At 66.3% G+C, this 20,284-nt stretch carries 20 protein-coding genes; all 20 read right to left on the bottom strand.

What is annotated here, in order from left to right:
• Window positions 1–177: 177 nt before the first annotated feature.
• Window positions 178–810: a response regulator transcription factor gene (locus tag QE395_RS09700; protein WP_068851698.1), complete on the bottom strand. Its 633-nt coding sequence runs from the start codon at window positions 808–810 to the stop codon at window positions 178–180.
• Window positions 811–867: 57 nt separating this feature from the next.
• Window positions 868–1,452 carry a PilZ domain-containing protein gene (locus QE395_RS09695; RefSeq protein ID WP_093532806.1) on the bottom strand — a complete coding sequence of 195 codons (585 nt, stop codon included), beginning with the start codon at window positions 1,450–1,452 and terminating at the stop codon, window positions 868–870.
• Window positions 1,449–1,763 carry a hypothetical protein gene (locus QE395_RS09690; RefSeq protein WP_093532807.1) on the bottom strand — a complete coding sequence of 105 codons (315 nt, stop codon included), beginning with the start codon at window positions 1,761–1,763 and terminating at the stop codon, window positions 1,449–1,451. Before QE395_RS09690 ends, QE395_RS09695 begins: the two co-directional genes overlap by 4 nt.
• The gene (gene fliS / locus QE395_RS09685) at window positions 1,763–2,179 is read right to left on the bottom strand and encodes a flagellar export chaperone FliS (protein ID WP_093532808.1); all 417 of its coding nucleotides are present in this window, start codon (window positions 2,177–2,179) and stop codon (window positions 1,763–1,765) included. Before fliS ends, QE395_RS09690 begins: the two co-directional genes overlap by 1 nt.
• 101 nt (window positions 2,180–2,280) lie before the next feature.
• Window positions 2,281–3,639 carry a flagellar filament capping protein FliD gene (gene fliD / locus QE395_RS09680; protein WP_095363798.1) on the bottom strand — a complete coding sequence of 453 codons (1,359 nt, stop codon included), beginning with the start codon at window positions 3,637–3,639 and terminating at the stop codon, window positions 2,281–2,283.
• Window positions 3,640–3,848: 209 nt separating this feature from the next.
• Entirely contained in the window at window positions 3,849–5,078 is a 1,230-nt protein-coding gene (locus tag QE395_RS09675) for a flagellin (protein ID WP_068851713.1), read from the bottom strand.
• 229 nt (window positions 5,079–5,307) lie between these two features.
• On the bottom strand, window positions 5,308–6,528 hold the full coding sequence (locus QE395_RS09670) for a flagellin (RefSeq protein WP_184123701.1): 1,221 nt from the start codon (window positions 6,526–6,528) through the stop codon (window positions 5,308–5,310).
• A 192-nt stretch (window positions 6,529–6,720) separates the two neighbouring features.
• Complete coding sequence (locus QE395_RS09665; RefSeq protein ID WP_068851718.1) at window positions 6,721–7,938, bottom strand: flagellin; 1,218 nt, start codon at window positions 7,936–7,938, stop codon at window positions 6,721–6,723.
• 192 nt (window positions 7,939–8,130) lie between these two features.
• Window positions 8,131–9,306, bottom strand: coding sequence for a flagellin (locus tag QE395_RS09660; RefSeq protein WP_306988794.1), 1,176 nt, complete (start codon window positions 9,304–9,306; stop codon window positions 8,131–8,133).
• A gap of 247 nt (window positions 9,307–9,553) precedes the next feature.
• Window positions 9,554–10,759, bottom strand: coding sequence for a flagellar hook-associated protein FlgL (gene flgL / locus QE395_RS09655; RefSeq protein WP_095364318.1), 1,206 nt, complete (start codon window positions 10,757–10,759; stop codon window positions 9,554–9,556).
• Window positions 10,756–12,633, bottom strand: a complete 1,878-nt coding sequence (flgK, locus tag QE395_RS09650) for a flagellar hook-associated protein FlgK (protein WP_095364317.1) — start codon at window positions 12,631–12,633, stop codon at window positions 10,756–10,758. Before flgK ends, flgL begins: the two co-directional genes overlap by 4 nt.
• Window positions 12,634–12,641: 8 nt before the next feature.
• Window positions 12,642–13,865: a flagellar assembly peptidoglycan hydrolase FlgJ gene (gene flgJ / locus QE395_RS09645; protein WP_095364316.1), complete on the bottom strand. Its 1,224-nt coding sequence runs from the start codon at window positions 13,863–13,865 to the stop codon at window positions 12,642–12,644.
• On the bottom strand, window positions 13,865–14,977 hold the full coding sequence (locus QE395_RS09640) for a flagellar basal body P-ring protein FlgI (RefSeq protein WP_095364315.1): 1,113 nt from the start codon (window positions 14,975–14,977) through the stop codon (window positions 13,865–13,867). Before QE395_RS09640 ends, flgJ begins: the two co-directional genes overlap by 1 nt.
• 7 nt (window positions 14,978–14,984) lie before the next feature.
• A complete protein-coding gene (flgH, locus tag QE395_RS09635; RefSeq protein ID WP_068851731.1) occupies window positions 14,985–15,677 on the bottom strand; it encodes a flagellar basal body L-ring protein FlgH in 693 nt (230 codons plus the stop codon).
• A gap of 22 nt (window positions 15,678–15,699) precedes the next feature.
• The gene (gene flgG, locus QE395_RS09630; protein ID WP_068851734.1) at window positions 15,700–16,485 is read right to left on the bottom strand and encodes a flagellar basal-body rod protein FlgG; all 786 of its coding nucleotides are present in this window, start codon (window positions 16,483–16,485) and stop codon (window positions 15,700–15,702) included.
• A 105-nt stretch (window positions 16,486–16,590) separates the two neighbouring features.
• Window positions 16,591–17,343: a flagellar basal body rod protein FlgF gene (locus QE395_RS09625; RefSeq protein WP_068851737.1), complete on the bottom strand. Its 753-nt coding sequence runs from the start codon at window positions 17,341–17,343 to the stop codon at window positions 16,591–16,593.
• Window positions 17,344–17,378: 35 nt separating this feature from the next.
• Window positions 17,379–18,602, bottom strand: a complete 1,224-nt coding sequence (flgE, locus tag QE395_RS09620; RefSeq protein WP_068851739.1) for a flagellar hook protein FlgE — start codon at window positions 18,600–18,602, stop codon at window positions 17,379–17,381.
• A gap of 31 nt (window positions 18,603–18,633) precedes the next feature.
• Complete coding sequence (locus QE395_RS09615; protein ID WP_306988788.1) at window positions 18,634–19,314, bottom strand: flagellar hook capping FlgD N-terminal domain-containing protein; 681 nt, start codon at window positions 19,312–19,314, stop codon at window positions 18,634–18,636.
• A gap of 26 nt (window positions 19,315–19,340) precedes the next feature.
• Entirely contained in the window at window positions 19,341–19,748 is a 408-nt protein-coding gene (flgC, locus tag QE395_RS09610) for a flagellar basal body rod protein FlgC (protein WP_068851745.1), read from the bottom strand.
• 3 nt (window positions 19,749–19,751) lie between these two features.
• Window positions 19,752–20,147 carry a flagellar basal body rod protein FlgB gene (gene flgB / locus QE395_RS09605; protein ID WP_068851748.1) on the bottom strand — a complete coding sequence of 132 codons (396 nt, stop codon included), beginning with the start codon at window positions 20,145–20,147 and terminating at the stop codon, window positions 19,752–19,754.
• Window positions 20,148–20,284: the final 137 nt, after the last annotated feature.

Raw genomic sequence — 20,284 nt, 5'->3', positions numbered from 1 at the left:
CTAGCGGGGTCGTCAGGTTCCCGACAGCGTGTGGGGAGATTCCTGACGGTATGTCTGGTTATTTGACGCTGCGTGCGGCGGGGATCGCTGTTTCCGTGGTGTGCCCGGGTGCGTCCCGTTCAAAAACCCGGCGCTCGTGGCCGCCGTGGCAGGTGGGTGTCGGGGAATCGACGCCGGTTATTCCAGTTCGTGCTGGTGACGCGCGGCCAGCAGCAGCAGATCGTTGGCGCGGCGGCAGCCCAGCGATTCCATCATGCGCGCGCGGTGGGTTTCCACCGTCTTGACGCTGATGCCCAGGTCGGCGGCAATTTCCTTGTTGCTTTCACCCTTGCCGATCTGGCGCAGGATCTCGCGCTGGCGCGGCGAGAGCGCGGCAATGCCGACCGGCTTTTCCCTGCCCAGCATGGGCGCCAGCATCTTGGCCGAGATCTGCGGGCTCAGGAACACCTGGCCGGCATGGGCGGCGCGCAGGGCCAGGTCGAGCTCCTGGGGGGCGGCGTCCTTGACCACGAAGCCCACCGCACCGCGGTCCAGTGCGTCGCGCACGTGCACGGCGTCGTCGTGCATGGTCATCATCACCACGCGGGTGCCCGGCGCGCGGACCAGGATGTCGCTCAGGGCTTCCAGCCCGGTACGCCCGGGCAGGGACAGGTCCATCAGGATCACATCGGGGGAATGCAGCAGGGCCATTTCAAGCGCCTCCTTTGCATTGCTGGCCTCTGCGGCGACCTCGACGTCGGCAAAGCCCTGGAGCAGGCGGCTTAGGCCGGCGCGGACCAGGGTGTGATCGTCGACGATGAGAACGCGCACGGGCAGAGGAGATGTGAAGAAAAGAAGTTCTTCACATTATCCTAGCGCGGCTCTTTATTAAAGACCGCGCCGCCGGGAATCCGCCACCTGCCGCCGGTGCAGCCGGAACAGGTGCCGCTCCAGCGCCATTTCCAGCCCGTCGCTCATGGGCGCGAAGCGCAGCCAGAGGAAACAGGAGCCGGCACCGGTGGCCGCTTCGGCCAGCACGGTGACGGGCAGGTCGATGTGGTCGGGCAGCCAGTCGCAGGGCTGCAGGCGGATCACCCCCAGGCTGCCGGCCGCGGCACCGGTGCGGGCGCCCAGTTCCAGGCGGATGCCCCGGCGCGACCAGCGCAGCGGGCGCAGGTCCAGATCCTGGGCGCTCTGCCGCACCAGCCGGCCGAGCAGCACCATGGTCAGGTCCAGCTTGGCTTCCAGGCGCTGCAGCTGGGTGCTGGACTCGCCACGGTCGTCATGGCCATCATCGCCCCGGGAATCCTCGACCAGGGCAACGCTGCGCAGCAGGGTTTCGGCGCTGCCGGGGCGGATCACGCTGCTGCCCAGGCGGAATTCGGCGGGCAGGGCGACATCGCAGCTCAGCGTTTCATCGAACAGCTCGCTTTCGGCCGGATGATGGATGTCGCTGGGACGAAGTTCGCTCATGTCAGGGATTCTGCCCGGAGGTAGGCGAGGGACGCGCGAACGGCGCGTCGGTCGGCGGTGAGGTGGCTGCCCGCTTCGTCGCGGCGGGCCGCCATGCGGATGCTGACCTGCTGCTGGCGCGCGATCAGCCCGCGCAGCGAGCCGGCGTCGATGCGGGCCTCGTGTTCGTCCAGGTACGCACGTACCTGCTGGTCGTAGGCGTCCATCAGGCGCTGGGTCAGGTCGTGGTCATCACCTTCAACCGCGCCCGACAGCCTGTCCAGCGCATCATGCAGGAGGTGAAGGACGTCGGGGGCGAGTGAGGCGTGCATCAGGCGCCTGCCACAGCGGGCTGGCGCTGGTCGTGCGGGATGGCATTCCACGCAGAATCGATCTCGGTCAGCAGCTGCAGGGCTTCCTGCAGGGCAGCGCCGTCGTTGTGCAGGTTGGCATCGGTCAGGCGCTGCATGACGTAGTCGTACAGGGCCGACAGGTTGCCGGCGATGTCGCCGCCGGCCTCGTGGTCGAGCGAGCCATTGAGGTGGCCGACGATGGCGCAGGCCTCGCCGATGGCCTTGCCCTTGCGGGCCTGGTCGTTGCGCTCCAGGCAGGCCTCGGCCAGGCGGATGCGCTCGCAGGCGCCGGTCAGCAGCATGGCGACCAGTTTATGCGGGTCGGCATCGTTGACGGCGCTGGAAACGCCGACCTTGCGGTACTGCTCTGCGTACTGACGGCTGGAACCGTACATTGGAACTTCTCCTCTGGGACCCACGCCAGACATCAGGTGGTGGGTGCTGCCATGAATATCGGCGGTGCGGTGCGGAAACTTGAGCGTTGCCGCGCGGCGGGTCAGCTGCTGGTCTTCTTGGCCAGTGCCTGGGTCAGGCTGTCGCTGGTGGTCTGCATCTGGGTAACCAGGGTCTCCATGGCGGTGAACTGCTTGGTGTAGCGGTCGGAAACCTTTTCCATGCGCGCGTCGAGCGCGTCCAGGCGGCTTTCCAGGTCCTTGATCTGCTTGTTCAGCGAATTGGTGCGCTGGGTGAGGGTGCCGGTTTCCTTGTCCAGGTTGCTCTTGATGAGCGTGTCCATGGGCTTGCCGATGGCGCCGTCCTTGCCGAACAGGCGGGACACGGCATCGGGGTCCTTGCCGATGGCGGTCTCCATCTTGCCGCTGTCCAGGGTCAGGCTGCCGTCGGCCGCCATGGTGACGCCCATGTCCTTGAGGCCGTTGATGTTGCTGCTGAACTGGCTGCGCAGCTGCTGCTGCAGGCCGCGCACCATGGCGTCGCCGGTGAGTGCGGCGGCGGTCTTGCTGGTGGCGTTGTAGGCGCTGGTGGACTTCAGCGCGCTGTTCATGGCGTTGTAGGCGGCCACGAACGCGGCCATGTCGGTCTTGACCGCGGTGTTGTCGCGGGTAATCGTCAGGGTCTGGGTCTTGCCCGCTTCAGTGCCGGCCTTGGTCAGGGTCAGGTTCACCCCGGGCACGATGTCGCTGATCGTGTTGGAGCTGGAGGTTCGGGTGAACCCGTCGACGACGACCACGGCATCCTTGGGCTCGACGGTCTGGGTCATCGGGGAGCCGGCGGTGCCGTCATAGGTCAGGGCCGCCAGGCCGCCGTTGCCACCGCTGGCGGTGATCTTGACGGCACCCGACAGGCCGGTATCGACGGCACTGAGCATCAGATGCTGGCCATCGTCGGCGGTGATGACACTGGCGCTGACCACTTTGCCGCCGGCTGCCTTGTTGATCGCCGCGGCGATGTCGCTGAGCTTGCTGTCGGCGTTGATGGTGACGTCGAGGGTCTTGTCGCCATAGGCGATGGTCAGGGTGCCGTCGCCGATGACGGTGTCCTTGGCGAAGGCGCCGGAGCTGAGCTTCTGGCCCTGGGCCAGAGATTTGACTTCCACCTGGTGGGTGCCGGCAGAGGCGGAGGCGGCGCCTTCGCTGGTGTCGATGCTGGCGGTGAAGTTGGAGTCGGTGATGGTACTGGCTTTGAAGGACGGCTTGTCGGCGTTCTTGATCAGGCTGGCCAGGGTGGTCTGCAGGTTGGTCATGCCACTGGTCAGGGTGGCCAGCGCCGACAATTTGGCACTGGCGGCGGTACCGGCGGAATTGATCTGGTTTTCCTGCGGTTCGCGCTCCTTGGCGACCAGCTGGGCCACCAGGGTGGGAATATCGAGGCCGGTACCAATGGTGCCAATCGCCATGTCTGCAGTCCTGTCTTGAAATGTGGGCACGCAACTGCCTGCGCTTCCTGCAGGTGGTATCGGCCCGGAACGGGGAGGCTTGAGGCCCGTCCACCTGGCGGTGGGCGCGCTGATGCCAAAGCAGGTGCAAGCGGCATGCCAGAGCTGCGCCGTGGTCAACAAAAAACCCCGCCGGAGCGGGGTTCCCTGTTTCGCAACGCCAATGACGCTTAGCCGTTCAGCAGGCTCATGACGCTCGAGGGCGACTGGTTGGCCTGGGCCAGCATCGCGGTGCCGGCCTGCTGCAGGATCTGCGTGCGGGTCAGCTCGGCGGTTTCCTTGGCGTAGTCGGTGTCGCGGATACGGCTGCGCGAGGCCGACAGGTTTTCCGAGGTGGTGTTGAGGTTGGCGATGGTGGAGGTGAAGCGGTTCTGGATCGCACCCATGTCGGCGCGCGAGGAGTTCACCGCGGTCAGCGCCTTGTCGACGATCGACAGGGCCTGCTGGGCGCCGGCGACCGAGGAGATGTCCAGGTCGCTGGCGAACTTGTTGGCCAGGGCGGCGCCGGCAGCGGCAGTGGTGGCGGTGTACGCGGCCGGGGCGGTGGCGCCACCGGTGTAGGTGCCGGCGGTCAGGCCGATCGCGTTGAAGGTGCCGTCCGAGCCCACGCTGTTCTGCACGGAGGTCAGGTTGACCTTGCCGGCGGCGCCGTCGACCGAGGCGTACACGCCGGTCTGGTCCATCTTTTCGTTGATCGCGGCGGTCACCGCGGCCACGGTGGCCTTCTGGGTGGCAGCCGAGTCGACGCCGGCCTTCACGTTGATGTCGGACAGGGTGTACGACTTGCCGTCGGCGCCGGTGATGGCCATGCCGGTGATCTTGACGTCGGCGTTGGCGGCCGCAGCGACCGCGCCGACGGTGAAGCTGTTGCTGTCGAACTTGGCGCCGCCCAGCGCGTTGGCGCTGGCGTTGACGATGCTGTTGATGCCGATGGTCTGGCCGGAATCCGCACCGACCTGGAACAGCGCGCCGGAGAAGGAACCGTCCAGCAGCTTGGTGCCGTTGAAGTTGGTCTGGCGGGAAACGCGGTCGATTTCCGAGGTCAGCTGCTTCACTTCGGCGTTCAGGGCTTCACGGTCGCTGTCGGAGTTGGTGGCGTTGGCCGACTGCACCGACAGTTCGCGGATGCGCTGCAGGTTGTTGCCGATTTCGACCATCGCGCCTTCGGCCGTCTGGGCCAGCGAGATGCCGTCGTTGGCGTTGCGCACCGCAACGTCCAGGCCGCGGATCTGGGTGCTGAAACGCTCGGAAATCGCGAGGCCTGCGGCGTCGTCCTTGGCGCTGTTGATGCGCAGGCCCGAGGACAGGCGCTGGATCGTCGTGGCCAGGCTGGAGCCGCTGGTCGACAGGTTGCGCTGGGCGTTGAGCGACATCACGTTGGTGTTGATGACTTGTGCCATTTTCTTGCTCCTGGTGGCGATGATGTCGCCGGGTGATAGAGGTGTTTCTCCCGTGTGGGAGCGCCAAGCGATGTCGATCTGCCGTGGCTGGAATCAATAACGACCCAATGTCAAGAAGCTTTAATCAATGGGGTGAAAAAAACGCTGAATCCGTCACGTTTCATGAACGCCGACGCAAACAAAAAGCCCCGCTTTCGCGGGGCTTTTCGTTACACATCCTCCGCAGGCATCAACCCTGCAGCAGGCTCATCACGCTCGACGGCGACTGGTTGGCCTGGGCCAGCATCGCGGTGCCGGCCTGCTGCAGGATCTGCGTGCGGGTCAGCTCGGCGGTTTCCTTGGCGTAGTCGGTGTCGCGGATACGGCTGCGCGAGGCCGACAGGTTTTCCGAGGTGGTGTTGAGGTTGGCGATGGTGGAGGTGAAGCGGTTCTGGATGGCACCCATGTCAGCGCGCGAGGAGTTCACCGAGGTCAGCGCCTTGTCGACGATCGACAGGGCCTGCTGCGCACCGGCCACCGAGGAGATGTCCAGGTCGCTGGCGAACTTGGTGGCCAGGGCAGCGCCGGCGGCGGCAGTGGTCGGGGTGGCCGGGGTCGGCGCGGTGATGCCGGTCCAGGTGCCCGCGGTGACGGTGATGGCGTTGAACGTGCCGGTGTCGGAGACGCTGTTCTTGACCGAGGTCAGGTCGATCTTGCCGGCAGTGGCATTGACCGATGCGTACACGCCGGCCTGGTCCATCTTCTCGTTGATGGCGGCGGCAACGGCGGCGGTGGCGGCCTTCTGGGTGGCGGCAGCGTCGACGCCGGCCTTCACCGAGATGTCCGACAGCGTGTAGGCGGTGCCGTCGGCGCCCTTGATGGTCATGCCCTTGATGGTCACGTCACCGTTGGTGGCGGGCACGCCGATGTCCAGGGTGCTGGTGTCGAACTTGGCGCCGCCCAACGCGCTGGCGCTGGCGTTGACGATGCTGTTGATGCCGATGGTCTGGCCCGAATCGGCGCCGACCTGGAACAGCGCGCCGGAGAACGAACCGTCCAGCAGCTTGGTGCCGTTGAAGTTGGTCTGGCGGGAGACGCGGTCGATTTCCGAGGTCAGCTGCTTCACTTCGGCGTTCAGTGCTTCACGGTCGCTGTCGGAGTTGGTCGCATTGGACGACTGCACCGACAGTTCGCGGATGCGCTGCAGGTTGTTGCCGATTTCGACCATCGCGCCTTCGGCGGTCTGGGCCAGCGAGATGCCGTCGTTGGCGTTGCGCACGGCAACGTCCAGGCCGCGGATCTGGGTGCTGAAGCGCTCGGAAATCGCCAGGCCGGCGGCGTCGTCCTTGGCGCTGTTGATGCGCAGGCCCGAGGACAGGCGCTGGATGGTGGTGGCCAGGCTGGAACCGCTGGTCGACAGATTGCGCTGTGCGTTCAGCGACATCACATTGGTGTTGATGACTTGTGCCATTTCCGTGCTCCTGGGTGCGGTGATGCGGATTCAGTGGGCGCCTCGCGGGGGAGGCGGTGGGCAATGTGCCCGGGTTGAAATCATTAACGACAACCCGCAGGGAACCTTTAGGGCTGGGACGACCGAATTTCGCGTTTGTCAACAAAAAACCCCGCTTTCGCGGGGTTTTCCGTTACGCACCCTCCGCAGGCATCAGCCCTGCAGCAGGCTCATCACGCTCGAGGGCGACTGGTTGGCCTGGGCCAGCATCGCAGTGCCGGCCTGCTGCAGGATCTGCGTGCGGGTCAGCTCGGCGGTTTCCTTGGCGTAGTCGGTGTCGCGGATACGGCTGCGCGAGGCCGACAGGTTTTCCGAGGTGGTGCCGAGGTTGGCGATGGTGGAGGTGAAGCGGTTCTGGATCGCACCCATGTCGGCACGCGAGGAGTTGACTGCGGTCAGCGCCTTGTCGACGATCGACAGGGCCTGCTGCGCACCGGTGAAGGTGGAGATGTTCAGGTTGCTGGCGAACTGCGCGGTCAGGCCGGTGGCGTCGGCGGTCGGGGTCGGCGCGGTCGGTGCGGTGGCGCCGGTCCAGGTGCCCATGGTCACGGCGATGGCATTGAAGGTGCCGTCGTCGGCGACGTTGTTCTGCACCGAGGTCAGGTCCAGCTTGCCGGCGGTGGCGGCATCGACCGAGGCGTAGACGCCGGTCTGGTCCATCTTGGCGTTGATCGCGGCGGCGATGGCGGAGGCGGTGGCCTTCTGGGTGGCGGCGGCGTCGACGCCGGCCTTCACTTCGATGTCGTCCAGCTTGTACGACTTGCCATCGGCGCCCTTGATTTCCATGCCCTTGATGGTGGCGGCGGCATTGGTGCCCGGGGCGGCGACGGTGAAGGTGTTCTTGTCGAACTTGGCGCCGCCCAGTGCGCTGGCGCTGGCGTTGACGATGCTGTTGATGCCGATGGTCTGGCCCGAATCCGCACCGACCTGGAACAGCGCGCCGGAGAAGGAACCGTCCAGCAGCTTGGTGCCGTTGAAGTTGGTCTGGCGGGAAACGCGGTCGATTTCCGAGGTCAGCTGCTTCACTTCGGCGTTCAGCGCCTCACGGTCGCTGTCGGAGTTGGTGGCGTTGGCCGACTGCACCGACAGCTCGCGGATGCGCTGCAGGTTGTTGCCGATTTCCACCATCGCGCCTTCGGCGGTCTGGGCCAGCGAGATGCCGTCGTTGGCGTTGCGAACCGCAACATCCAGGCCGCGGATCTGGGTGCTGAAGCGCTCGGAGATCGCCAGGCCGGCGGCGTCGTCCTTGGCGCTGTTGATGCGCAGGCCCGAGGACAGGCGCTGGATGGTGGTAGCCAGGCTGGAACCGCTGGTCGACAGATTGCGCTGTGCGTTCAGCGACATCACATTGGTGTTGATGACTTGTGCCATTTCCGTGCTCCTGGATACGAAGGTACTGCTGGTTTTTGGGGTGCCCCGGGGGAGGCAATGGGCGATGTGCCCGGGTTGAAATCATTAACGACACCCCGGCCGGAACCTTTAGGGCCCAGCGGGCGAAATTTGCGTTTGTCAACAAAAAACCCCGCCGGAGCGGGGTTTTCTGTGACGCGTGCTTGTGCGGGATCAGCCGTTCAGCAGGCTCATGACGCTCGAGGGCAACTGGTTGGCCTGGGCCAGCATCGCGGTGCCGGCCTGCTGCAGGATCTGCGTGCGGGTCAGTTCGGCGGTTTCCTTGGCGTAGTCGGTGTCGCGGATACGGCTGCGCGAGGCCGACAGGTTTTCCGAGGTGGTGTTCAGGTTGGCGATGGTGGAGGTGAAGCGGTTCTGGATCGCACCCATGTCGGCACGCGAGGAGTTCACCGCCTTCAGGGCGTCGTCCACGATCGACAGCGCCTTCTGGGCACCGGCGACCGAGGAGATGTCCACGCCGCTGACGGTGTCACGGGCGTCCGCATCGGCGGTGGCGCCAATGCCCGCCATGGCCACGGTCAGGCCGGTGGCATCGGTGGTGGCGGTGGTGAACTCGAAATCCTTGCCCGACTTCAGCGAGGTCAGTTCCAGCTTGCCGTCCTTGTCCAGCGAGGCGTACACGCCGGTCTGGTCCATCTTGTCGTTGATGGCATTGACCACCTTCTTGCTGACGTCGGCGGCCTTGTCGCCCACGGCAACGTCCACGGCAGCAATGGCAACGCCATTGATTTCCATGTCGCTGACAGTGCCCGCGGCCGTCGCGGTGCCGGTCAGGGCCGCTGCGGTCGAGGTCTGCTTGGCAGCGTACAGGCCGTTGCCCAGCTCCGAGGTGCTGGAGTTGACGATGCTGTTGATGCCGATGGTCTGGCCCGAATCGGCGCCGATCTGGAACAGCGCGCCGGAGAACGAACCGTCCAGCAGCTTGGTGCCGTTGAAGTTGGTCTGGCGGGAGACGCGGTCGATTTCCGAGACCAGCTGGTTGACTTCGGCGTTCAGCGCTTCACGGTCGCTGTCGGAGTTGGTGGCGTTGGCCGACTGCACCGACAGTTCGCGGATACGCTGCAGGTTGTTGCCGATTTCCACCATCGCGCCTTCGGCGGTCTGGGCCAGCGAGATGCCGTCGTTGGCATTGCGAACCGCAACGTCCAGGCCGCGGATCTGGGTGCTGAAACGCTCGGAAATCGCCAGGCCGGCGGCGTCGTCCTTGGCGCTGTTGATGCGCAGGCCCGAGGACAGGCGCTGGATCGTGGTGGCCAGGCTGGAACCGCTGGTCGACAGGTTGCGCTGAGCGTTCAGCGACATCACGTTGGTATTGATTACTTGTGCCATTTTTCTCTTTCCTGTGGGCAAGTTCCGGCCGCGGCGTGCACCCGGAGTTGACGCAGAGACCGCACCCGTGGCGGATGCAGCTGTTGCAGGAGAGATAACGGCGGTTGGCGCGAAGCCTTGAGAAAAAATACGCAGAAAACATCACCCGGGTAGGGTGATGGTCGGTGGTTGCGCGCGTCCGGCAGGGGCCGGAACACGCGCAACAGCCTGCAGCGCGGGGCGTTTTGCGCCCGGCGTGCGCGCTATGTCAGCGGATCGCGTTGAACAGCGACATCTGCTGCATCTGGGTGAAAATGGTCTGCGCGGCCTGCAGGGAAATCTGTTCCAGCTGGTACTGGCCGATGGCTTCGGCGTAGTCGAGGTCGCGCATGGCCGACAGGGTGGTCTTCAGGGTCACGCCGTTGGCGTCGCGCAAGGCGCCGGCATCGTCGATGGCCTTGAGCTGCGCACCGCCGGCGGCGCGGGCGTCGATGAATTTCTCCGAGGCACGGGCCACGTCACGGATGCCGGCCTGCAGGATGTTCTGCTGGCGGGCCACGGCGGTCGGATCGTCGGCGGCGTTGTCCAGCGCGTTGATCATGCCGTCCAGGGTGGAGAAGATGTCGCGGGCGTCGGCGGCGCCGATGCCGAAGCTGTCGCCGGCCTTGGGTTCGCCTTCGATCCGCATGGAAACGCCTTCGAACGTGATGTCTTCGCCGGCCTTGAAGGCGCCGGTCTTGACCACGGTATTGGTCGCATCCACCACTTCATAGGCGTCCGGGCCGGTGAAGCGCAGGGTGTAGCTGGCCCCATCCCAGTTGCCGGAAGCCGGGTCGCGGCCAAAGGTGGTGAGCACGCCGGTGCCGGTGTTGGTGCCGGCCGCGCCGCCGTCCAGGGTGCCATCGCCGGTGCGGATGCGCAGGAAGATCTCGCTGCCGGGCAGGGCGTCCTTGACGAAGGTGTCCGGCGCTACTTCCACTTGGCGCTGGGTCTGGTCGCCGTTGTAGGTGACCACGCCATTGCTGAGCTTGAACGGCGCATCGGCGTCGTCGGTGCCACCGAACAGGTAGCGGCCGGTGCCGTCAGTGGAATTGGCCAGCGACAGCAGGCCGTCGCGCACGCTCTTCAGTTCCGAGGCGATCGACTTCAGGTCGGCCGCCGACAGTGCCGGGTTGTTGGCCTGGATGGTCAGCTCGGTGATATGGGCCATCATTTCGCCGGCCTGGGCCAGTGCGTTTTCCTGCAGGCCGAGGCGGTTTTCGACCACATCGCCATTGCGGGCGAAGCGGTCCAGCTCGGCCACGGCGCGGTCCAGGCCGACCGCGGTGCCGGCGGCGACCGGGTCGTCCTTGGCGCTGACCAGCTTCTTGCCGGTGGCCAGCTGCTGCTCCAGGTGGTTCATCTTGCTCTGCTTGGCCATCATCATCGAGATGGACTGGTTGAACATCATCCCGGTGGAGATTCGGTTGTTCATCGCGAAACGGCTCCCAGGATGGTCTGGAACATGGTGTCGGCAGTGGAAATCAGCTGCGAGGCGGCCTGGTAGGCCTGCTGCAGCCGGAGCATGTCGGCGGCTTCTTCGTCCAGGTTGACCCCGGACACCGAGTCGCGCGAGGCCTGCGCCTGGTCGGTGATGACCTGCTGGGCCTGCAGCGAGTAGTCGGCCGCGCGTGCGGCCGAGCCCACCAGCGTGGTCAGGCCGCCTAGGGCACCGTTGAGGGTGACCGTGCCGGCGTTGAAGGTCTTGGCGTCTTCCACCTTGGCCAGCAGCAGCGCGTTGCTGTTGTCGCTGGAGCCGGCCGGGGTGGGGCTGATGTTGAAGCTGTCGCCGACCTTCGGCGCGCCATCGAGCACGAAGCTCCAGCCATTGGCGCTGATGGTCTGCCCAGCGGTATAGGTAAACGGCCCGGTGCCATCGATGGTGTATTCGGTGGCGCTGGTGAACACGATCGCGGCCGGATTGCGCAGGTTGGCGTTGGTGTAGTCGCTCACCGCCACGCCGCTGACCTTGCCGGTGCCGGTGTTGCTCAGGCCTGCGGCGGCCTTGATCGGCGCAGCCGCAGCAATGCGCGAGGTATCGGTGATCGCCACCGACAGGGTGCCGGCCACGCCGGCGGTGGGCTGCAGCAGGAAGCGGTCGTTCTGTGCCGGGGCGCCGGACATCACCATTTCCACGCCGTTGAGCACCAGCGGGTCGGCGGCGGTGCCGGTGCCGGTCATCGGCACGGCCGCACCGGTGTCGGCGCGGGTGGCCTGCCACGCACCGCCATCGAACTTCAGCACGATATTCTGGCCGTCCAGCTTGGACAGGTCGCCGAAGCTGGCGCTGAAGCTGGCGGTGCCGGTATTGCCGGTGTTGCCGGTGACGCGCGGGCTGCCGTAGTTGAAGAAGTCGCCGCCCATGTTGCCGTACAGGTCAACGCCCTGGTGGTGGGTGTCGTTGAAGCTGCTGGCCAGGCCCACGGCGAGCTTGCCCAGCTCGGCCTGGGTGGGGGTGAGCACTGAATCGCGGAATTCGAGCAGGCCGCCGATCTGGCCGCCCAGGCTCTTCGGATCCAGGGTGATCTTCTGGCCCTGGGTTTCCATCGCCAGCTGCAGGCGCTCGGGCTGGTAGGGGTCGGTGACGGTGGTGACCTTGCTGGCGGTGGTGCCCACCACCACGGCCTGGCCGCCAGCGGTATAGACGTTCATGAAGCCGCCGTCCTGGATCACCGCGGTGCCGCCGGTGTAGCCGATCAGGTTGGCCACCAGCTGGTCGCGGCGGTCGAGCAGGTCCGGTGCGGCGGTATTGGCATTGCTGCCGATGGCGCCGTTGAGCTGGGCGATTTCCGCTGCCAGCCGGTTCACTTCGGAGGCACCGGCAATCAGGCCGTTGTTGACCTCGCCATTGAGCGAATTGAGGCTTTCATTGAGCTGCTTGAAGCGGCTGGCCAGGGTGCCGGCGTTGTCCAGCACGTTCTGGCGGTCGGCGGTGCCCGAGGCATTGGAGGACAGGCCGCTGACCGTGTCGAAGAAGTTCGACCACACGCCGGACACATTGGTGGCGGTATCGGAGAACAGTGAATCCACGCGGTCGGCCAGGGTGGACAGCTGCTTCAGCCGCGCCAGTTCGCCGCTGCTGTCGAGCAGCCGCGAGATCGCCAGCTGGTCGGCCACGCGGCGCACGTCGGTGATGCGGGTGCCGTTGCCGATATCGCCATAGCCCAGGTTCTGCGGGCTGGCGGTGGCAAAGTCCACCTTCTGCCGGCTGTAGCCGGGCGTGTTGATGTTGGCGACGTTATGGCTGGTGGTGGCCAGTGCGCGCTGGAAGGCGAGCAGGGCGCTGGTGCCGGTGGAAAGTACGGACATGGGTTACCTCAACGACGGATTGCCCCCAGCCCGGCGGGGCTGGCGGTGCTGGCAAAGGTGCGGCCCAGGCGCTGGCTGGCATCGCCCACGGCGGCGATGGCGCGCTCGATGGTCGGGCCGCCGGCGATCGCGGCGATCTTGGCCGCGTAGCTGGGGTCGGTGGCGTAGCCGGCCTTCTGCAGGCCCTGGGCGAAGCCACGGACATCGCCGCCGGCCTGCAGCGCGTTCTGGTAGCGCGGGCTGTTCTTGAGCAGTTTCACGTAGTCGGCAAAGCTGTCGCCAACCGAGCCGTAGGCCCGGAAGCTGGCGGTTTCATTGCGGCGCACGCCATCGACGTACTCATGGGTGCCGCTGGTGGCCCGCTCGCCACTCCAGCCGCTGGCCTTGATGCCGAACAGGTTGTGCGAGCTGCCGCCGCCATTGCGCTGCACCAGCTTGCGGCCCCAGCCGGTTTCCAGCGCGGCCTGGGCGACCAGCGCCTTGGCGTCCACGCCCAGTTCGCGCGCGGCCTGCTGCGCGTGGCCCCAGATGCTGGCCACGAAGCCTTCGGGGGTATGTGCGCCAAGCTGGGCGGCGGCGGTGCTGCCGGCCAGCGTGTCCACGGCGCTGGGGCCGGTGGTGGCGGCGGTGGTGCCGACGTCGCGCCAACGGTCGTCGGCCATTGCCCAGTTTTCGCCGGACGTATCGGTGGCGGGCGCGGCGCCGTACGGATCGCTGCGGCCGATCGCTTCATGCATCTGGCTGCTTTCACGTCCGGCAATCAGGTCCAGCGCACGCTCCATCGGCTGCAGCACCGCCGACGGTGCCTGCCCGCCAAGCTGCTGCAGCAGGTCCACTTCGCTTGGTGCGGAAGGCGCTGCACCGGAAGCGGGCAGGGCCATCGGCGCAGCGGCCGGCGCGTTGAGCCGGTAGGCGCGCAGCGCCGCGGCGGGATTCAGGCTGGTGTCGGTGGGCTTGGCAGCGTCGCTCCCGCCACCGCCAAGCTGGCGCGAAATCATCGCCGACAACCCCAGGCCACGGCCCTTGGTCATTGATTCGGCGATCTTCTGGTCGTACATGTCGCGGAACATCTGGTTTTCGCCGGGCAGCAGCGAATCGCCGAAACTGGCATCGCGCATGCTCTTGACCAGCATCTGCGCGAACTGGCCTTCGAGCTGGCGCGCGACCTTGTCGACCTTGGCCGGGCTGTTGGCCTGGGCCGGATTGAGCTCCAGTGACGGTTGGATGCGCATCAGATCACCTCGAGTTCGGCACTCAGCGCGCCGGCCTGCTTGAGCGCCTCCAGGATCGCGATCAGGTCGCCCGGGGCGGCGCCCACGGCATTGACCGCGTGCACGATCTCATCCAGGGTGCTGCCGCCGTTGAACTTGAACATGCGGCTGCCGTCGTTGGTGGCGGTGATGGTGGACTGCGGCGTGGCCACGGTCTGGCCACCGGCGAAGGCATTGGGCTGGCTGACGTTGGTGTTTTCGTTGATCGTCACGGTCAGCGAACCGTGCGAGATGGCCGCCGCGCCAACCCGCACCTGCGCGCCGATGACCACGGTGCCGGTACGCGAGTTGACCACCACCTTGGCCGGCGCGGTGCCGGGGGTGAGTTCCAGGTTTTCAATGCGGGCCAGCAGGCCGATGCGCGCGCCCGGGTCGTTGGGCGACTGCACCGCCACGGTGACGCCGTCCACGGCGCGCGCGGCGCCATCGCCGAAGGCGTTGTTCAGCGCGGCGACCATGCGCGACACCGTGGTGAAGTCGTTCTTGTGCAGGTTGAGCGTGATTTCGCCGCCAGCGCTGAACACGTCGGGCAGGGCACGCTCGACCGTGGCGCCATTCGGAATGCGGCCGACGCTGGGCACGTTGACCGATACCCGCGAGCCATCCTTGCCCTGTGCGCCGAAGCCGCCCACCACCAGGTTGCCCTGGGCGATGGCGTAGACCTGGCCATCGGCACCGCGCAGCGGCGCCATCAGCAGGGAACCGCCACGCAGCGACACCGCGTTGCCGATCGAGGACACGGTGATGTCGATCGGCTGGCCCGGTTTGGCGAACGGCGGCAGCTCGGCGTGGATCGCCACGGCAGCCACGTTCTTCAGCTGCGGATTGACGTTGGCCGGCACATTCACGCCCAGCTCGCCCAGCAGGTTCTTCAGGCTCTGCACGGTGAAGGGGGCCTGGCTGGTGCGGTCACCGCTGCCATCCAGGCCGACGACCAGGCCGTAGCCGACCAGCGCATTGCCGCGCACGCCGCCCACCTGCGCCAGGTCCTTGATCCGCTCAGCGGAGGCCGGCGCTGCGACCAAGAGCGCCAACAACGCAACGGCGATGTGTGGGAACCGGGAAAATTTCATATGCATCTCAGAACGGCACCAGCGCCGAGTTGAAGAAACGACTCAGCCAGCCCATCGCATTGGACTGGGCGACCGGGCCACGACCGCCGTACACGATGCGTGCATCGGCCACGCGGCTGGAGGGAATGGTGTTGTCCGGGAAGATGTCCGCCGCGCGCACGATGCCCTGTACCTGCACCAGCTCGTCGCCCTGGTTCAGCCGCAGGTTCTTGGCACCCTGCACGACCAGGTTGCCGTTGGGCAGGCGCTGCATCACGGTAACCGTCACGCTGCCCTGCAGGCGGTTGCTCTGCGCGCTGGTGCCCTTGCCGGTGAAGTCGCGCGAGCCGGTCGCGCTGGCGCCCAGGATGTCCTTGCCGCCCAGCGTCACCGGCGCACCGAACAGCGTGGGCGTGCCCAGCGCGAGGTTGGATTCCTTGTCGGTGCTGGTGTTGGCGGTGGTCTGCGCGGTGGTGCTTTCGGTCAGGGTGATGGTGAGCAGGTCGCCGACATCACGTGCGCGGCGGTCCGAATACAGCTGCAGGCCGGGGCCCGAGGCGTAGATCGCCCCGGCGGTGGCCGGCGCGCTGGGCGCGACCACGGGCACGACCGGCGCCATTGCCGGATACGGGCGCACATCGCCCGCGATGACGCAGCCGCCGAGCAGGGCGGTCACGGCGCTGGCGAGCAGCAGGCGAAGGGTAGGGCGCAGAGGCGACATGGCAGGTTCCCGGTTCAACCGATCAGACGTTGTTGTTGAGGTAGCCGAGCATGGAGTCGGTGGTGGAGATCGCCTTGGCGTTCATTTCGTAGGCGCGCTGGGTTTCGATCATCGACACCAGCTCTTCGACCACGTTGACGTTGCTGCCTTCCAGCGCACCCTGGACCACGCTGCCCAGGCCGTTCAGGCCGGGGTTGCCGTTCTGTGCGGGGCCCGAGGCGGTGGTTTCCAGGAACAGGTTTTCACCGCGTGCCTGCAGGCCGGCCGGATTGACGAAGTCGGTGAGGGTCAGCGCGCCGATTTCGACCGAGGCGGCGTCGTCGGCCATCTTCACGCTGATGGTGCCGTCGGTGCCGATGGTGAGCGACTGCGCGCCCTCGGGAATCTGGATGCCCGGCTGCACCGGGTAGCCGCTGTTGGTGACCAGTTCGCCCTGCTGGTTACGCTGGAACGAGCCGTCGCGGGTATACGCCGACGAACCATCGGGCATCTGCACTTCGAAGAAGCCGCGACCGTTCACCATCACGTCCAGCGCCCGGCCGGTCTGCTGCTGGCTGCCCTGTTCGAAGTTCTTGGAGGTGGCCACCACGCGCACGCCGGTACCCAGCTGCAGGCCGGTGGGCAGCTGCGTCTGGGCCGAAGAGGAACCGCCGGGCTGGCGCACCTGCTGGTACAGCAGGTCTTCGAAGCTGGCACGGTCCTGCTTGAAGCCGGTGGTGTTGGTGTTGGCGAGGTTGTTGGAAACCACCGACATGCGCGTCTGCTGCGCATCCAGTCCGGTCTTGGCGATCCACAATGCCTGGTTCATGGCCTTGTTCCTGTGTTGATGCGGGTGGCCACGTGAGGTGGCCGTTGTCCTGGCTGATGCATGGCGCGTGCCACAACCGCGCCGGAATTACGTCGGGGCGGCCGGTCAGCTGCCCAGGCGCAGCAGGGAGTTGGCGCTGCGGGCGTTTTCATCGCCGTGCTTGATCACCTTCACCTGCATTTCGTATTGCCGCTGCAGCTGGATCATCTGCACCAGTGCGCCGGCGGCATCCACGTTGCTGCCTTCGAGCTGGCCACTGTCCAGCGACTTGCCCTGGGCCTGCACGAACGGCTGCTGCGGGTCGGTGTTGCGCATCAACCCGTCCAGCCCGCGCTCCAGCCGCGCATCCTCGGCGGCGACCACGCGCAGGCGGCCGATCACCGCCATGGTCTGCGGGCCTTCGCCCTGCGGGATGATCGAGATGGTGCCGTCGTTGCCGATGTCCATCGCCTGGTGCGGCGGAATCGCGATCGGCGCCCCGTTCTCGTCCAGCACCGGATGGCCGCCGGCGGTCACCAGCTGGCCATTGGGCGTGATCGACAGCGATGCACCGCGGGTATAGGCCTCACCGCCCCCGGTCGGCGCCTGCACCGCCAGCCAGTTGCCTGCGTCCAGCGACAGGTCCAGCGCGTTGCCGGTGATGTGCTGCGCGCCCTGGCGCCGGTTGAAGCCGGCGTCCACGTGCAGGGCATCCACGCGCGAGGCGTAGCCGGCACCCTTGATCGGGAAGGCCTCGGTATTGGCGAGGGCTTCCTTGAATCCAGGCGTATCGGTGTTGGCCAGGTTGTGCGACAGCGTCCCCTGCGCCTGCAGGGACGCACGTGCACCGGTCATCGCGACGTAGAGTGCCTTGTCCATCGTTGTATTCCCGTGCTGCTGCGATCAGTGGCTCATCAACGGATGTTGATGATGGTCTGGGTGATCTGGTCCATCGTGGAGACCATCTGCGAGTTGGCCTGGAAGTTGCGCTGGGCGGTGATCATGTTCACCAGCTGCTCGGTCAGGTCGACCGTGGAGGCTTCCAGCGAACCGGCCTGCACCTTGCCCAGGTTGGAGCTGTCGGGCGCGCCGGTACGCGGGGTGCCGGAGCTGAAGGTTTCCACCCACAGGTTGTTGCCCTTGGCTTCCAGGCCCTGCGAGTTGTTGAAGGTGGTGAGCGCGACCTGGCCCAGCGGCTTGTCGTCGCCGTTGGTGTAGCGGGCATAGACCACGCCCTCTTCGGACACGGTGATTTCGTTGAGCTTGCCGGCGGCGTAGCCGTCCTGCTGGGTGTTGCGCAGCGCGAACTTCTCGCCGTACTGGGTCGACCCGGTGACATCCAGGGTCATCGCCAGGGTGCCGGCGCCGGTGGTCGGGGTGAACGGGTCCATCACGATCTGGCCGTTGGCCGGGGTGGTCAGCGCGCCGGCATCGTTGAAGGTCAACGTGGTCGGGGTGCCCACGGCCTGGCCATCGACGTAGTTGTAGACCTGCCATTCGTTGGCGGTGGCCGTCTTGACGAAGTACGAGGTCTGGGTGTGGCTCACGCCCAGCGAGTCGTACACGGTGATGCCGCCGGTGGACTGGTTGTAGCTGTTGGAATCGGTCGGGTCGAACGTGGCCAGGGTCGGCTGCTTGGCGTTGGCCGGCAGGGTGAACGCCACGTTGACCTTGCCGGTCTGCTTGGGCGGGCTGTCGGTGGTGAGCAGCTGCAGGTCGGTCAGGCGGCCGCTGTCGAAGCTGGTGCCGTCGGCGTTGGGCGCGAACACCTGCAGGCGCGCACCCTGCGGGTTGGTCACGTAGCCGGCCTGGTCGGTCTGGAAGTTGCCGGCGCGCGAGTACACGCGGGCGCCGTTCATGCTCATGGTGAAGAAGCCTTCGCCGGAGATCGCCATGTCCAGGCTGCGTCCGGTCTGCTCGTTGTTGCCCTGCGAGAACTGCTGGGCCACGTTGGTCAGGCGCACGCCCGAACCTACTGCATTCTTGGACAGGCCATAGCTGGTGGCCGAGAACAGGTCGGCGAACTCGGCGCGCGATTCCTTGAAGCCGGTGGTGTTGACGTTGGCGATGTTGTTCGCGGTGACGTTCAGGTCGGCATTGGCGGCATTGATGCCAGACAGCGAGATGTTGAAGCCCATGGGATTCTCCTTGGATGCGTGACGAAGGGACTCAGCTGACGCGCAGCACGTAGTCGATCGGGGCCGTGCCCAGGCCCTTGAGGTTGAGGTAAAGGCCGTCCGAGCCGACGGTGACGCTTTCCACCGGTGCTTCGACGTAGGTGTTGATCTTGGTCTGGGTACCGGCGCTGTCGGTGTGGGTGGCGGCGATGGCGTAGCTGCCGGCGGCCATGCGGTTGCCGTTGGCATCCTTGCCATCCCAGTTGAAGGTCACTTCGCCGGCTTCCTTGGCTTCCACGCTGAGCTGGGTCACCTTCACGCCGTTGGCGTCGGTAATGTCCACGGTGACGTAGCCGGCGCCGGGCGCAGCGACCATGCCGCTGGTATCGCCTTCGGTTTCCAGCTGCCACTTGGTGGAGGGCACCAGTACGTCATGGCCGACCAGCGCCGCGCCGCGCAGCACCTGGTCGCCGGCCATCGATTCCTGGAAGCCCTGGACGGTGCTGTTGAGGTCATTGATGCCCTGCACCTGCGACAGCTGCGCCATCTGCGCCACCATCTGGGTGTTGTCCATGGGCTTGAGCGGATCCTGGTGCTGCAGCTGCTCGGTCATCAGGCGCAGGAAGTCGGCCTGGTCCAGGGTGTCCTTCTTCTTGGTGGTGCTGCTGTTGGGTGCGTTCAGGCCCAAGGCGCTGTAGATGTCGGTGTTGCCGACGCCGCTGGTGCTGCTCATGACGGTATGTCCTGCAATAAGAAGGGTCAGCGACCCATGGTCAGGGTGGCCAGCGCCAGTTCCTTGGCGGTGGTGAGCATCTCCACGCCGGCCTGGTAATTGCGCGAGGTCGAGATCAGGTTGACCATCTGGGCGACGGGGTCGACATCGGGCTGGTAGATGTAGCCATCGCCATCGGCCAGCGGGTGGCCGGGCTCGTAGCGCTTGATCGGCGCGGCGTTGCTCTGGCTGATTTCCTTGACCTGGACGGTGGTGATGTTGGGGTCGGTGCGGCTGGTGACCGACTGGAAGATCGGTTCGAGCGGCTTGTACACGGCATCGGCCGAGCCGGCGACGGTGTCGGCGTTGGACAGGTTGGAGGCCAGCGTGCTCATGCGCACGGACTGGGCCTGCAGCGCGGAGCCGGCGATATCGAAGATGGGCAGGTTGCTCATGGCTTATTGCCCCGTGATCGCGGTGAGCATGGAGCGCACCTTGGATTCGACGAAGCTCAGCGAGGCGCGGTATTCCAGCGCGGCGCGGCCATAGGCGGCGCGCTCGGCATCGGGATCGACGGTATTGCCGTCGATGCTCGGCTGCACGCCTTCCTTGGTGATCTGGAACGGGTTGAGCCCACCGCCGATGCTGAAGTGCTGCTCATTGGTGGTCCGCATGAGCCCGTTGCTGTCGGCACCCTGGGCATTGCGCAGGGCGGCATCGAAGTCCAGGTCCTGGGCCTTGTACCCGGGGGTATCGGCATTGCTCAGGTTGCTGGCGATCAGCTTCATCCGCTGCTCGCGCAACGGCATGGCCTGGGCATGGACACCCAGATAGTCGGAAATCAGGTTGGGCATGGCGCTCTCCCACGGGACGATGTGGGGGAGGCTGCAAGGGCCGTGCCAGAACGGGCAACCGCGCCGAACCGAAGGCGTTGGTTGATTGACCGGGATCCCAATGGGCCCGTAAGAATTCGTAGCCCCGGCCGTTGGCC

It is taken from the genome of Stenotrophomonas sp. SORGH_AS_0282 (assembly GCF_030818125.1).
In the GTDB taxonomy this organism is placed as follows: domain Bacteria; phylum Pseudomonadota; class Gammaproteobacteria; order Xanthomonadales; family Xanthomonadaceae; genus Stenotrophomonas; species Stenotrophomonas rhizophila_A.
Note: the sequence above shows the minus strand (reverse complement) of the source record. Positions and strands in the feature narration are given on the sequence as shown.

What these genes read in the sequence shown, in the direction of transcription:
- flgE (WP_068851739.1), bottom strand. Translation starts at nt 18,602, where the DNA reads ATGGGCTTCAACATCTCGCTGTCTGGCATCAATGCCGCCAATGCCGAC.
- QE395_RS09660 (WP_306988794.1), bottom strand. Translation starts at nt 9,306, where the DNA reads ATGGCACAAGTAATCAATACCAACGTGATGTCGCTGAACGCTCAGCGC.
- flgL (WP_095364318.1), bottom strand. Translation starts at nt 10,759, where the DNA reads ATGAACAACCGAATCTCCACCGGGATGATGTTCAACCAGTCCATCTCG.
- flgJ (WP_095364316.1), bottom strand. Translation starts at nt 13,865, where the DNA reads ATGCGCATCCAACCGTCACTGGAGCTCAATCCGGCCCAGGCCAACAGC.
- QE395_RS09665 (WP_068851718.1), bottom strand. Translation starts at nt 7,938, where the DNA reads ATGGCACAAGTCATCAACACCAATGTGATGTCGCTGAACGCACAGCGC.
- QE395_RS09690 (WP_093532807.1), bottom strand. Translation starts at nt 1,763, where the DNA reads ATGCACGCCTCACTCGCCCCCGACGTCCTTCACCTCCTGCATGATGCG.
- fliD (WP_095363798.1), bottom strand. Translation starts at nt 3,639, where the DNA reads ATGGCGATTGGCACCATTGGTACCGGCCTCGATATTCCCACCCTGGTG.
- flgK (WP_095364317.1), bottom strand. Translation starts at nt 12,633, where the DNA reads ATGTCCGTACTTTCCACCGGCACCAGCGCCCTGCTCGCCTTCCAGCGC.
- QE395_RS09670 (WP_184123701.1), bottom strand. Translation starts at nt 6,528, where the DNA reads ATGGCACAAGTCATCAACACCAATGTGATGTCGCTGAACGCACAGCGC.
- flgG (WP_068851734.1), bottom strand. Translation starts at nt 16,485, where the DNA reads ATGAACCAGGCATTGTGGATCGCCAAGACCGGACTGGATGCGCAGCAG.
- fliS (WP_093532808.1), bottom strand. Translation starts at nt 2,179, where the DNA reads ATGTACGGTTCCAGCCGTCAGTACGCAGAGCAGTACCGCAAGGTCGGC.
- QE395_RS09695 (WP_093532806.1), bottom strand. Translation starts at nt 1,452, where the DNA reads ATGAGCGAACTTCGTCCCAGCGACATCCATCATCCGGCCGAAAGCGAG.
- QE395_RS09675 (WP_068851713.1), bottom strand. Translation starts at nt 5,078, where the DNA reads ATGGCACAAGTCATCAACACCAACGTGATGTCGCTCAACGCCCAGCGC.
- flgB (WP_068851748.1), bottom strand. Translation starts at nt 20,147, where the DNA reads ATGCCCAACCTGATTTCCGACTATCTGGGTGTCCATGCCCAGGCCATG.
- QE395_RS09640 (WP_095364315.1), bottom strand. Translation starts at nt 14,977, where the DNA reads ATGAAATTTTCCCGGTTCCCACACATCGCCGTTGCGTTGTTGGCGCTC.
- flgH (WP_068851731.1), bottom strand. Translation starts at nt 15,677, where the DNA reads ATGTCGCCTCTGCGCCCTACCCTTCGCCTGCTGCTCGCCAGCGCCGTG.
- QE395_RS09615 (WP_306988788.1), bottom strand. Translation starts at nt 19,314, where the DNA reads ATGAGCAGCACCAGCGGCGTCGGCAACACCGACATCTACAGCGCCTTG.
- flgC (WP_068851745.1), bottom strand. Translation starts at nt 19,748, where the DNA reads ATGAGCAACCTGCCCATCTTCGATATCGCCGGCTCCGCGCTGCAGGCC.
- QE395_RS09625 (WP_068851737.1), bottom strand. Translation starts at nt 17,343, where the DNA reads ATGGACAAGGCACTCTACGTCGCGATGACCGGTGCACGTGCGTCCCTG.